A 13512-nucleotide genomic window follows, 5' to 3' on the forward strand; every position below is an offset into this window, starting at 1 on the left:
TTGGTGTCCGGTTGGGTCAATTCACTTAAAATGCCCTTGAAATGGCTTGGCGACATTTCCATAATTTATGCCATTTCTTTAATTAAATTTATTTCTGATGAATCAATATGGCCATCGGCCGCCGCAACTGCAAAAGCACATTATATAATATTTTCCTTACCATGTTCGTTTAAAGACGGGGTAATTTGCTTTAAATAGGTGTCGATTTTTTCAGGGTTGTTCTCAATTTCTTCAATAAGCGCCTCCAATTGGCCCATATCTATATTGTTCTGGATATATATTTGTTTAGAATTTTAAATACTATTTCCTTCTCGCTATTAGCTATTTCTCCATCGGCTAAAATCATTAAAACCATTAAATGTTTGATGGTCACATGCATTGAGTTTTGTGTGGTAGGCTCTTATAGCTTAATCCCTGGGGATAAAAGTTCCCTTGCAATGGTTGCATTCAACATATTCGCCAGCACTTCCAAGTGGAATTATAGGAATGAAATAAAGCGTGAAAAATTTGGTGACCTTACGGTGCCTGTAAGGTTTGCTTGTGTCGCATCGGGGGCAGTTAAAGTCGCCGGATTTAATGGTAGACTTAATGCCCCTTGTTCCAAAAATAATCATAGTATTATACGTTTAGGTCAAAAAATGAGGTTGAACATATTAGGGTAATTACTATTTTTTGCCGTATTTTTCGGTATAGCGTTTCCACAGTTCTGTTTGGTGGGTTTCCAAGCTAATGTCCCTTCCCTGAATATAAGCTTTACTGATAATGTTTGTCCGCATGTCCAGTGCATCGCCCTCTGAAATAAACAACGTAGCGTCCTTTCCTGTTTCTATAGTTCCAACCAGCTTGTCTACCCCGGCTATTTTAGCGGCATTTTCAGTGATCAATTGTACGGCCTGTTCCTTGGCCATTCCATAAGCGGCAAAAGATCCGGCATAAAATGGCAGGTTCCGTGTATTCATGCGTTCCATGCTCCCGCTCGGGTCTATACTACACAATACGCCCGCTTTGCTTAGTAATGAGGCCAGCATGAAGGTATGTTTGATGTTTTCATCATCACTGCTCGGGAGCCGGTGCGGGCGCTTAACCACTACGGGAATATTATTTGAGGCCAATAAACCGCTGACTTCATCGGCTTGGTCGCCGCCAACAACCACTATTTTTTCAATGCCTGCTTTTTTGGCAAAATTAACGGCATCGGTAATTTCGCGTTTTCCGTCTACATGAATAAATAGTTTTTGGGTGCCGTCAAAAAGACCTTTGGTAGCTTCGTAAGGCAGATTCCTGGGGTTTTGGTTTCCCGCCAGATATGCTTTGGCTTCCATTAAAAAGTGTATTATCCCGTCTATTTCTTTGGTATAATCCTCGTTGGGTTTCAACCCCGGGTCCTCGCCCCGCCATGGACGCCCTCTTTTTAAACTGTTTGGCCAATTCATATGAATGGCATCATCGACCTTTATGGCCGCATCTTCCCAGTTCCAGGCATCAAACTGTACCACCGAGGATGTTCCGGAGATACTACCGCCCCGTGGGGTAACCTGCCCCATTAAAACTCCGTTTGGGCGCATGCTTTCTACCACTTTAGACTCGGCATTGTAGGCAATTAAACTCCGGATATGGGGCAGGAGCGAACCAATTTCGTCCTCGTCATCGGTGGCCCGTACCGCATCAATTTCCACGAGTCCCAATGTAGAGTTTAAGGCAATAAAGCCGGGATATATATGTTTTCCAACGGCATCTATTACTTGGCTAAACTCATTTTTATCAACAGCAGAGGCACTTCCCACGTAGGTGATTTTTCCATCGTTAAAACCAACGGCCCCGTTTTCTACCACGGTTCCGTTGCCAATATGTATTGTGGCCCCTGTTATCAAGATGGATGTTGTTTGGGGCGATGCTGGTGTTTGCTGTGCTAAGATGATGTGGGTTATCATCAAAAAGGCTATATATATTAAATTTTTCATTTTAAGGCTATTTCAATTGATAAATTAGTGTGTTGCAATGGAACGCTTCGTCTTCCTTTACTTTTGGGGCCTGTGTTTTTACCCCGTTGTTTTTGGCACGTATCATCATATTAACGAGCTCGTTTTTTTCCTGTCGGATTAGGGTTTCTGCTTCCTGCATTTGCTCATAGTCATAATAAACGGCACCTTCAATAATTGTTTTTTCGGCAATAGCGTACACCGAAAGCGGATGGTCGCTCCATAAAACCAAATCGGCATCCTTCCCTTCTTTAATACTTCCAATATGGGTATCGAGGTGCAATAACTTTGCAGGGTTGATGGTAACCATTTTCCATGCTTCTTCTTCGCTCATACCGCCGTATTTAATAGTTTTGGCGGCTTCTTGGTTTAGCCTTCGCGACATTTCGCCATCGTCTGAGTTGATGGCGACGGTAATTCCCTGATCGTGCATAATTGCGGCATTGTAGGGAATGGCATCGTTTACCTCAAATTTGTAAGCCCACCAATCAGAAAAGGTAGAGCCGCCAACCCCGTGTTCTTTCATTTTATCGGCAACTTTGTAGCCTTCCAGAATATGGGTGAAAGTGTTAATGTTGAAGTCGAATTTCTCGGCTACTTTCATGAGCATGTTTATTTCGCTCTGCACATAGGAGTGGCAGGTAATAAAACGCTCTTTGTTTAATATCTCGGCCAAGGTTTCCATTTCCACATCGTAGCGTGGGGCTTTTGTTCTGGATTTTTTAGAAGAAGAAAGCGCATTGTATGCTTTCCATTGTTCACTGTATTCTTTGGCCCTTTGGAAATAATCGGTAAAAACCTGCTCCACGCCCATGCGGGTCTGTGGAAAACGGATGGTCTGCGAAGCTCCCCAATTGGATTGCTTCACGTTTTCGCCCAAGGCAAATTTTATAAACTTGCTGCGTTCTTTGTATAAAAGGCCGGTTGGGTCCTCGCCCCATTTTAGTTTTATAATGGCTGAACGTCCGCCAATCGGGTTTGCCGATCCGTGCAGTATTTGAATGGTAGTGACGCCCCCTGATAAATTTCTGTATATGTCCGCGTCTTCAGAGTTAACGACATCTTCAATGGTAACTTCGGCAGAGCTGTTATGCCCGGCCTCATTAATTGCGGCGGCCGCAATATGCGAATGCTCGTCTATAATCCCTGCGGTGAGGTGTTTCCCGGTTGCGTCTATGATTTTTGCGCCCGATGCGGATAAATTTGTACCCATGCTGGCAATTTTTCCATTTTTTACCAAAACATCCGTGTTTTGCAAAATGCCGGTATCTTCACTGGTCCAAACCGTGGCATTTTTAAACAATATGGTTTGTTGTTGGGGCAGGCTTTTTAAACCAAAGGCCTTATTTGGATAGGTAACGGGAAATACTTTTGGAATCTCATCCGTTTCGGTTTCTTTTTCCTTTTCTTGTGAAGTTTTTTTGATGGCTGTCCAATTTGTTGTGTTTCCGTTGGTAAGTACCGCTTCACCTTTTAAATTTCCTTCGGAAGCAATTAAAGAAGAAAGCCTGATGAATTGATCTTTGTCGGCATCGCCATTAGGGTTGAAAAATAAGTGCAGCCATCCGTTCTGGTACGTAATATTTGAAGCAATCTTCGTGGCCCCCTTTTTAAGTTCCGATTTTATTTTTTCAAGTTCACCAGAGAGGGAAAGCGCATAACTTTCGCTATTGATATTCAAGGTATATTCTCCCCGGATATCAATGGTTTCCATATTATTTACAACATGTTTGTTGCCTTGAACCCAGTTTTCGTAAAGTGTGGTTTCTTTATCAAAAATATCGCCGGAGGTAATTAAAAAATTGGCATAACGCCCTTTTTCCAAGGTCCCTATTTCATCGCTTTCGTTCAGTAAGGAAGCGGGGATTGTAGTTAAGGCTTCCAAGGCCGTGGTTTTATCGAGACCGTATGCAATTGCTTTTAAGAGGTTTGCCTTAAAATCGGTTAGTTTTTTATTGTCTTTTGCGGTAATGGCAAAAGTTACATTGTTTTCGGCCAATACTTTTGGGTTGGTAGGGGCCTGGTTCCACAACAGCATTTCTTCCAAAGAAATTTTGTTGGCCATGTAGGGGTCGGTAACATCGTAAGCATCGGGAAAATTTAGCGGGATAATGTAAGAGGCCTTGGTGCCTACGATTTCATCAATGCGCTCAAATTCGTTGCCGCCACCTTTTATAATGTAATTCAATTTAAATTCGTCGCCAAGGTTGTCTGCCCTTAAGTCGTTTAATTTATCATCTGCAATAAAAATCTGCGGAAGCGGTCTGTTTTTAATCAAAGCTTCCAGGGAAAGGTCTTTTCCTTCTGCATTTCCTGCTTCATACCATTGTGCATCAAAATACATTTGCCGCAATAGGGCAATGGCCCCCATTAACGATGTCGGATAGGCCTGTCGGGAAGCTTTACTTTTTTCGAATGAAAGGAATTGAGCGGCATCTTCGGCAATAATTCTTTCACTATTTGTAGTATTTTCATTCAATGCGATCAATGCTCCGCTACCCCTTATAATTCCGTCGGAAATATGAGTGTTTACAACGCCAAAACCTGCATCTAGCAATTCTTTGGCTCTTTTTTCTTCAAAAGAAAATTTTTCAACTGCCCTGTTTTCCGGCATCACATGATCGTTCCAATAATAGCCTTCGCGTGATGCATCGTATTGTGGGGTATTGCTTTTTTGCGGTTCTTTGGGGGCCAAAATTCCAAAATCGGAACACATATCGATAAAGGAAGGATAAATGGACTTCCCGTTAAGGTCGATGGTAACACTGTTTTCGGGAATGGAAACCGAACTGCCAACGGCGGCCACTTTTCCGTTTTGGACAAGGAGCACTCCGTTTTCAATAATGTTGGTAGGGGTCACGTAAATTTTTGCGTTTTTAAATGCAGTGTAGTTGGAGTTTTCTGTTTTAACACCGTCGTTTTGTGGGAAATATTCTTGAGAAAATAAAGATAAAGAACACCCGAACAGTGCTAAAATGCATAGTTTGATTTTCATTTATTATAAGAGTTATAAATTAGTGGTAAGTAAATTTAAAATTTTTTAGATGAAAACGGTTATTTTACGAGTGTATCTATAAATTTTTGTCTTTATAATAATTTACAAGCAGTGCTACTACATAACTGTAACTTTTTAGACCTTCTTTTTGATTATTTGCTTTTAGGAAAGAGTTGAACGTATTTTTAAAAACAGGCTCGGCCTTGGTTTTATGACGACGCCAAAAATTGGCGACTTCTATGTAATTTTTAATGATACCTGGATGAATTTTACCGTTGAATTCTTCAAATTTTTTAATGTCCCGCCTTTTTACTTCACCTAAACAATAGCGCAGTACATAAATATAACCCGAATATTGAAAATAAAGGTCGTTGTTTGAAGTAGCCGCCAAAAAAGCGATAAAATTGGCCTCGTTTTCCGCCGAATACCCAATTTGGTGTGCTTCTTCGTGGCAGCTGACGGTAGGGTACTTAAAATCAAGTTGTAGGCCATTTACCTGTGCCTCGTTGGTAAATGGGTTTAAGTAACCGCTGTACCCCATATAGGTCAGGGCCGTACTGTATAACGAAGTTTTAATGCTTTTGGGATGGTATTGAAAATCCGGGATTTTTTTTACCAGGTTTTGATAACCGTTTATGGACATGCCATAAATCTCTTTTTTCGAATATGGAATTTTAACAATAATGGTGTCCGAATCAACCAGTTTGCTATGTATGGAGTTGCTTTTGGCAACTAATTTTTCGGTAAAAGCATAGAGTTCCTCAGACGTATATTCATTGTCTATTTTTAGTTTTTTATGGATGGGCAAGCGGTAATAATTAAAGCCCCAAAATACATGAAAGACAAAGTACGCAAACGAAACCACAAGCAAGACTTCCCTGAGAAAATAGCGGGTACTGTTAAAAAACATCTTTCCCTTTAAAATTAAAAACCTAATTATCAATACGGCTAAAATGGTATACAAAATGTCGCCCACCGAAAAAGGGACCCAGCCAAAGACGTAGCGAAAGCCTTTGGATATTATTGGATATACCAATGTACTGTAGTATTCTTCAATAAACCAAGGATATCCCGCCAACCATTTCACGAAGATGATTTGAGGAACAATGGATAAAGCTAAAATGGTTTTAACCCGATTGGACATAAAGTCAAAAATAGAAATAAGTTGCAGTTTATTAAAACAGTTAACAAACAAATAAGAGAACTTCTTTTTTATAAAGGCACAGGGCTGTTAAAAATCCCTATTTTTGTAAAAAACAAGTATACATTAATGAATTCAGAAATAAGAGAACTACAACCCGAAGAAGTTTGGAATAAGTTTACCGACCTAAATGCGGTACCAAGACCATCTAAAAAAGAAGAACAGGTAATAGCCTTTATGCTCGATTTTGGAAAACAGCTTGATTTGGAAACTTTTAAGGATGAAGTAGGGAATGTAATTATAAAAAAGCCGGCAAGCCCCGGCATGGAAAACCGGAAAACGGTGGTACTGCAATCGCATTTGGATATGGTACACCAAAAAAACAACGATACTGTTTTTGATTTTAGTAGCCAGGGAATAGAAATGTTTGTAGAAGATGGCTGGGTAAAGGCAAAAGGAACAACTTTAGGGGCCGATAACGGTTTGGGCGTAGCGGCCATAATGGCCATTTTGGAGAGCAAAACAATAGCGCATCCTGCCATCGAGGCGCTTTTTACCATTGATGAAGAAACCGGGATGACAGGTGCCCAAGGCCTTAAGGAAGGGCTGCTTGCCGGCGATATACTTTTAAATCTGGATACCGAGGAAGACGACGAAATAGATATAGGCTGCGCCGGGGGCATTGATATTACCGCTTCCAGAAAATACGAAGAAGAAACAACCCCGGAAGATGTTACGGCCTATAAAATAGCTGTAAAAGGCCTGCAAGGTGGGCATAGCGGAATGGATATCCACCGTGGGTTTGGGAATGCAAATAAAATAATGAACCGGTTGTTGTTTGACGGGTTTGAAAATTTTGGACTTAGGATTGCCAAGATCGACGGGGGCGGACTTAGAAATGCCATCCCGAGGGAAAGTGAAGCCATTGTAGTTGTGGACAGGATCCATCATGATGCTTTTGCCTTGGAGTTTAACCAATTGGCCACTTCAATAAAAAAAGAGTACAAAACCATGGAACCCTCCTTGTTTATTTCTGCCGAAGCTACCGACACTCCCGACAAGGTAATGAATATTGGCGTTCAGGAAGGCATTACAAAGGCATTGTATGCAGCACATAATGGTGTGTATGTTATGAGCCCCGATATGGAAAATCTGGTACAAACCTCCAATAACATTGCACGTGTTAAAATAGGCGAAGGGAAAATTAAGGTGCTTTGCTTAACAAGGTCTTCGGTAGAAACCTCCAAAATAGACATGGCAAACTCGTTAAGGGCCACTTTCGAGCTGTGTGGTTGCGAGGTAAAGTATAGCGGGGAATATCCGGGATGGAAACCCAACGTAAACAGCCCCATACTAAAGGTGCTTAATGAAAAATACCAAGAACTCTTTAAAGAAGCCCCGGAAGTGGTTGCCTGCCACGCCGGATTGGAATGCGGTATATTGGGGCAAAATTACCCCGAAATGGACATGATTAGTTTTGGGCCAACCATAAAAGGAGCACATTCCCCCGATGAAAGGGCCCATATTGCCTCGGTAGAAAAATTCTGGAAATTCTTAAAAGAGATACTAAAGGAAATTCCCGTAAAGGATTAGAAAATGGAGCATAAATAACTGCATGTGTAGCGAAAATGATTATTGGCTATTTAGTCAATTCTTTGAACGATTTGATTAATTTGTGTATTTCGGTTTCAGTTTTGCCGTCTATTATTTCCCCGTCTTTAGATGCTTTTCCTTTTATTCCTTGAATTAGAAGAGTTGTGTCGTCCGTAAAATAAGTTTGAATTGTTTTCATAATCAGTTTCAATTCCTCGTGTCCTTTCTCTCCGCTGGCCGAGGCTGTTATAAGTCCGACCGGTTTATCCGAAAACACAGTTGTTGAAACGCACCATTCAAGTATGTTTTTTAGTCCACTTGGAATACTGAAAACATATTCAGGTGTACAGATTATTATTCCGTCCGAACAGGATATTTTATTTCTGAAATCAGTTATTTTTTTCGGTACATTTTCGTCAGTCAATTCAGTTTTATAATGTGGGAATTCGGTCAGATCCGCTATAATTTCCAATTCCATTTCGGATTTCCCCAATTCAGAGATATATTTTAGAATTGCCAAATTTCCCGAGTTTCGACTGGCACTTCCACAAATTCCAATTATCCTTTTTTTAGTGTTCATTTCGTTCTATTCTCGTTATTTTGGCTTGAAGCTATGTTATTTTTATGTAATTAACGAGTTGTACCGTGATTTTATATTTTTTTCTTATTTGGATTCTTCCTATTTGAAAATAAGGAGATAATTTATACTGAATTTTTATTAATTCGATAGTATAGGTAGTTATGTTTTTCAATAACAGCTTTTCTTATGTTCTTTTTCTCAAATGATGCAGGGAGAATTTCGGGTGTTTTTGTAATGAGCTCAATGGGATGGTCCAATTTTGCAGAAGAGGTTCTTAATGCTCTTTCGGCCCAATTATTTTCGAGGTATTCAATAGTTTTTTAAGTTCAGATATTGCATGGTCTCCCCATAGTATTTTATAACCACTTTTCATAAATTCCTCTCACTTTTGAGTGAGAAGTTAGTTTTTTATTATCGGCATCTTCAATCCCTTTTTCTATAGATCGTTTTTCACTAGCTGAAATTTTATCCCTCCGGTCCGCCTTTTCTTCCTTTCTTAGTTTCATTAGTTTGTCAATCGATGACCTGTCGTTTAATGTTGATAGCCATTGAATTAATTCAATTTTTTTATTTTCTAAACTTAAACCTATAAAATCAAAGTTACAAAAAAATTAAATTGAGATAAAGATGCTTTTAGCATGCAAACTAAATTATGCAACAAAATAAAAGGCCATAAAGGGCTTAAATCTATCCTGTTTCTATAAAATTAATGGTTTGTGCAATAACTATAATTACCGGTGTTAGTTTTTATTGATGTAATTCCTGTAGTTTAGTTATTGTTACCCTTGGAGCACCACGAACACCCTGTCTATTGGTTTGAATATCTGGCTCAACTTCTTTAAAATTCCTAGGTCGTCCATTATCATAAAGACTAACATCGAGTAGGTATACCGAATATCTCTTACCGTCGGATGGGGCAGCGCTTGTGTTATTTCCTATAACGTGTAGAAACCTTAAACCCACAAGTTCCTTGATAGCTTGATTGATGAATTCTGCTTTGTTTAGGCGATCATTTTCAATTAAAAAAAATGTCTTTTTTTGAGAAAAATAGCAGCTCTTAAGAAATTAATATAAGATTCTAATGTGTTACTTTCATTAAAAGAATCTTTTTCAAGAGCTTTCTTTTTGTTAACATAATTCTGAATTGCAACCTCCCGTACATCAGGTACTGTTATGGCCGATGTTCCTTCATTGATTAGGTGGCAACATTTAATGAAAAGGACTAAAAAATCTCTTGGATCCCCAACCGATACGGCGACCAACCTGTCTGGAGATATAAAAAACCCGCCAGATGGATTTTGCCATCGGGCGGGGGTGTGTATAAGTTCTTCGGGTTTTCTATACAGGAGTTCTTTTCTATTCTTGAATGCCCGTCATTTCCAGATCGAAAACCAAATCTGTTTTTGGTGGAATGGGCCCGTAACCAGAATCGCCATAGGCTAGGTAAGAAGGGATAAACAAGCGTAGTTTATCTCCTACTTTCATCATCATGATGCCTTCTTTAAAGCCCGGGATCAAGGTAGCGTCGGGGCTTATTACCATTGGTGCGGGTTTGTACAGGCCCCTGTCCAGTTTGCCAGGGTTTACATTGCCGAATTTTTCTGCAATGTCAAGTATACTGGTATCAAAAACATTTCCATTTTCAAAATACCCAGCATAATCAATCAATGCTGTTTGCCCTACTTTTGGTTTTTCGCCGGTACCTTCTTTTATATAGATGTAATGCAGTCCGGATTCGCTGCTTTGGGCTTCTTCTTTCTGGGCTTCAAACTCGCTGGCTATTTCTTTTTTGGCATCTTCAATAGCTTTTTGTCTTTCGGCTTCTTCGGCAAAATAGTCTTCAAATACTTTTGAGGCGTCAAAACTTTTGGCTTCTTTTCCAACCCGGACTATTTGTACATGGTTGACTTTAACGGTGTCTATGGGCCTGTCTTTATTGGCCGGGTCTTGCGAGGTTTCTACATTGGCAATACTGTCTATAACTCCCAGTCCCGCTACAACTTCACCAAAAATAGAGTATTTCCCGTCTAGAAAAGGGGTTGCCTTGTGTGTAATAAAAAACTGGCTCCCATTGGTATCGGGGCCTGCATTGGCCATGGAAACCATTCCTTTTTTGTCGTGTTTTAGGCTGTCAACAATTTCGTTTTTAAATTTATAGCCAGGATTCCCGCTTCCAGTGCCAGTTGGGTCGCCTGTTTGTATCATAAAATCCTTGATTACGCGGTGAAAGGTTACCCCATCGTAATACAATTTGCCTTTAAGCGTATCGCTCACATAGGTATTGGTCCCTTCGGCAAGGCTTACAAAATTGGCTACGGTTATTGGGGTTTGATTATAAAAAAGTTTTACAATCATATCTCCTTTGGTGGTTTGGATATCTGCATACAAACCATCTCCCAGATCGGAGTATTTAGAGCTTGAACAAGAGGTAAGCACAATGGCCAAAATGAAAATAAAACTTAATTTTTTCATTGAATTTATATTTAATTATTTGTTTTTATACTGTCTGATGCTTTTTCGATAATATCGATAAGCGTAATGGTACTTTTTATAGGTTGATTGGTGCCTATCCGCTGGTCATCGCCATGATATCCGTATGCTAGTGACGAAGGGAACAAAAAAGTAGCCTTTTCGCCTTCTTTAAGCAGCTTTACGGCGGTGCGCAGCCCCGGAAAATAGTCTTCCTTGTCGACCTTAAAATGTACTTCCCCGATTTCTTCACTTGAATATATGGTTTCTTCGGAGAGCGACCTAATATCGTAATTAATTTTTACTACGTCTCCTTCTTTTGGAACATAATTTTGCGTACTGTCCCTAATGTCAAAATAATACCAGTACCCATTGGAAGATGCGTGGTATTGGTGCAGGCTGTCTTTGGCAATAATACTGTCTATACGTTTTTCTTCGTAATCCAGCAGGTTTTTGTTCCTTTCAATAGAGGTCCGCATAAAAGAGCCCGTTTTGGCGCTCACGGGCCGCCGGGCCTCAGGCTGTTTGCAGGCCACCAGCATTAATAGCGGGGCAAATATAATTAAGCAGGTTTTTGTCATTGTAGTTCTTCTTTATATGCTTTCAGGGTTTTTTCGAAAAATGCGGTAGTTTCTTCTAAAGACATTTCGCTCCTTCCCCCGGCGGCATTTATATGGCCTCCGCCATTAAAGTGTTTTCTGGCAAATTCGTTCACGGAGAAATCGCCTTTGGAGCGTAACGATATCTTTATAATGTTCTCTTGGGCGCTTTCAATAAATATAGCTGCAAATTTTATTCCCTTTAAGGAAAGTCCATAGTTTACAAAGCCTTCGGTATCGCCTTTTTTATAGTTGAATTGTTGCAGTTCTTCTTTAGAAAGGGTTATGTAAACGGTATGGTACTGCGGCAGCTCTACCAAATTTTTAAGTGCACAGCCCAATAAATGAAGCTTGTCTAGCGAATTTGTGTCAAAAATATCGTTGTGGATCAGGGCATTTTTGGCGCCATAATCAATTAAATTGGCAATAATGCGGTGCGTGGCACTGGTTGTGGACGGAAACCGGAAAGAACCGGTGTCTGTCATAATGCCGGTATAAAGGCAGGTGGCTATTTCGGCAGTTATTTTATGGGCCTCTCCCAGAAAGTCGATAAAATTATATACCATTTCGCAGGTGCTGCTCATGGACGTGTCAGAATAGGTATACTTTGCATAATCATCGGGCGCCTGGTGATGGTCTATCATAACATAATCTCCCGTAAAGGCCTTTAAGCCGTTGGCAACTTCATCGATCCTGCTCAACGAATTAAAATCCAAGGTAAATATCAGTTCGGCTTCTTTTATCTTCTTGCAGGCAATATCGTTTTGGGCATCGTACTTGATAACGACCTCCTCGCCGGGCATCCATTTTAAAAAATCGGGATAATCATTGGGGGAAATTATACTAATATCGTGTTTATTTTGTTTTAAGTAATGGTACACCCCTAAACTGGATCCAATGGCATCGCCATCTGGGTTTTTGTGAGGGATAACAACTATCTTTTTTGGTGAGGATAGTACCTTTTTTAGTTCTTTTATCTTACTTTTTTCCATTGTGGGCTAATATACAATTTAATAATAGAAAACTTGAAAAAGGAATAGTACATTTGTAAGTATAAACTATATCTATGCGTGTAATACTCTGTGTTTTTGGGGCAGCTTTGCTTTGCTTCGGGTGCAAATCGGTAAAAAATAGTACCTATGCGCTTTCCGAGGGCAATTTCGTTATCGCCTTTGGTTCCTGCAACAAGCAGGGCGAACAAAATTTATTGTGGGACGATGTGCTTGCAAACAAACCGGCCGTATGGATTTGGGGTGGCGATAATATATATTCTGATACCGATAACGTGCGCGAAATGCGCAAAGATTATGAAGAACAGCGTTACCAAGACGGCTATAAGGAAATAAAGAAGCACATGGACATAATTGGTACTTGGGACGATCATGATTATGGCGTAAACGATGGCGGTGCCGACTGGAAGATGAAGAAAGAGGCACAGGAGCTTTTTTTAAATTTTATGGATGTGCCAAAACACGACCCGAGAAGGAGCCAGGAAGGGGTATACAATGCCAAAACATACCATACCACAGCGGGCGATGTAAAGGTAATTGTGCTGGATACACGCTATTTTAGGAGCCCGCTTACCAAAAACCTGGGCGATGACGGTAAGCGCTTTATGCCAAACCCAAAGGGCGTGGGAACCATACTTGGGGAAAAGCAATGGGCCTGGTTGGCCAACGAGCTAAATGGCTCCACGGCAACTTTTAATATTATTGTAAGCAGTATTCAGGTGCTGTCCAATAAACACGGCTTTGAAACATGGGGCAATTTCCCGGGCGAAGTTGAAAAATTGTTTACATTGATAAAATCCAGTGGCGCCCAAAGGGTTATCATGCTTTCTGGAGATCGCCATATTTCTGAATTTTCTCAAATTAACATTAGCGATTTAAGTTACCCGTTAATAGACTTTACTTCCAGTGGGCTTACACATACCTATGAAGCCTATTCGGGAGAAGAAAACCCATATAGGGTAGGAGAAGTGGTAATTCAAAAGAGCTTTGGCCTGTTAAAACTCAATATGAAAAACCACAGGGTAACCATGGAAATGATAGGAAACGGAAACCGGGTTTTAAACGAATTGGAGCAGGGGTATTGATGCCTGTTTTATGCAATGACCTTAATTCGGTAGCCCTCCCTTTGATTAAAAGTCTTTATTT

Annotated in this window: 11 protein-coding genes; 2 read left to right on the forward strand and 9 right to left on the reverse strand. The window is 40.3% G+C overall.

The genetic code is table 11. The features are described 5' to 3' along the window. Positions 1 to 407: 407 nt before the first annotated feature. From PSF86_RS17830 to PSF86_RS02915, 4 genes are all read right to left on the reverse strand, one after another. Positions 408 to 614: a zinc-ribbon domain-containing protein gene (locus tag PSF86_RS17830; RefSeq protein ID WP_407933304.1), complete on the reverse strand. Its 207-nt coding sequence runs from the start codon at positions 612 to 614 to the stop codon at positions 408 to 410. 51 nt (positions 615 to 665) lie between these two features. Further along, the gene (locus PSF86_RS02905; protein WP_277898562.1) at positions 666 to 1961 is read right to left on the reverse strand and encodes an amidohydrolase family protein; all 1296 of its coding nucleotides are present in this window, start codon (positions 1959 to 1961) and stop codon (positions 666 to 668) included. 7 nt (positions 1962 to 1968) lie between these two features. Continuing rightward, complete coding sequence (locus PSF86_RS02910) at positions 1969 to 4974, reverse strand: amidohydrolase family protein (RefSeq protein ID WP_277898563.1); 3006 nt, start codon at positions 4972 to 4974, stop codon at positions 1969 to 1971. Positions 4975 to 5050: 76 nt separating this feature from the next. Beyond that, positions 5051 to 6061, reverse strand: a complete 1011-nt coding sequence (locus PSF86_RS02915; protein WP_338424010.1) for a DUF3810 domain-containing protein — start codon at positions 6059 to 6061, stop codon at positions 5051 to 5053. Between the two features lie 183 nt (positions 6062 to 6244). Between PSF86_RS02915 and PSF86_RS02920 the strand changes: the two genes are divergently transcribed. Continuing rightward, entirely contained in the window at positions 6245 to 7708 is a 1464-nt protein-coding gene (locus tag PSF86_RS02920; protein ID WP_277898565.1) for an aminoacyl-histidine dipeptidase, read from the forward strand. A 46-nt stretch (positions 7709 to 7754) separates the two neighbouring features. Here the strand turns inward: PSF86_RS02920 and PSF86_RS02925 are convergent, their stop codons facing one another. The 5 genes from PSF86_RS02925 to PSF86_RS02945 all read right to left on the reverse strand — a co-directional run bounded on the left by PSF86_RS02925 (position 7755) and on the right by PSF86_RS02945 (position 12348). Further along, on the reverse strand, positions 7755 to 8288 hold the full coding sequence (locus PSF86_RS02925; RefSeq protein ID WP_277898566.1) for an NADPH-dependent FMN reductase: 534 nt from the start codon (positions 8286 to 8288) through the stop codon (positions 7755 to 7757). Between the two features lie 356 nt (positions 8289 to 8644). Next, positions 8645 to 8794 (reverse strand): hypothetical protein, encoded by a 150-nt coding sequence (locus PSF86_RS02930; protein ID WP_277898567.1) that lies wholly within the window; start codon positions 8792 to 8794, stop codon positions 8645 to 8647. Positions 8795 to 9644: 850 nt separating this feature from the next. Beyond that, entirely contained in the window at positions 9645 to 10760 is a 1116-nt protein-coding gene (locus PSF86_RS02935) for a peptidylprolyl isomerase (RefSeq protein WP_277898568.1), read from the reverse strand. An 11-nt stretch (positions 10761 to 10771) separates the two neighbouring features. After that, positions 10772 to 11338, reverse strand: a complete 567-nt coding sequence (gldI, locus tag PSF86_RS02940; RefSeq protein WP_277898569.1) for a gliding motility-associated peptidyl-prolyl isomerase GldI — start codon at positions 11336 to 11338, stop codon at positions 10772 to 10774. After that, positions 11335 to 12348, reverse strand: a complete 1014-nt coding sequence (locus PSF86_RS02945) for a DHH family phosphoesterase (RefSeq protein WP_277898570.1) — start codon at positions 12346 to 12348, stop codon at positions 11335 to 11337. Before PSF86_RS02945 ends, gldI begins: the two co-directional genes overlap by 4 nt. A 74-nt stretch (positions 12349 to 12422) precedes the next feature. Between PSF86_RS02945 and PSF86_RS02950 the strand changes: the two genes are divergently transcribed. Then, positions 12423 to 13451 carry an alkaline phosphatase D family protein gene (locus tag PSF86_RS02950; RefSeq protein WP_277898571.1) on the forward strand — a complete coding sequence of 343 codons (1029 nt, stop codon included), beginning with the start codon at positions 12423 to 12425 and terminating at the stop codon, positions 13449 to 13451. The last annotated feature ends 61 nt before the right edge of the window (positions 13452 to 13512 follow it).

It is taken from the genome of Galbibacter pacificus (genome assembly GCF_029603165.1).
In the GTDB taxonomy this organism is placed as follows: domain Bacteria; phylum Bacteroidota; class Bacteroidia; order Flavobacteriales; family Flavobacteriaceae; genus Galbibacter; species Galbibacter pacificus.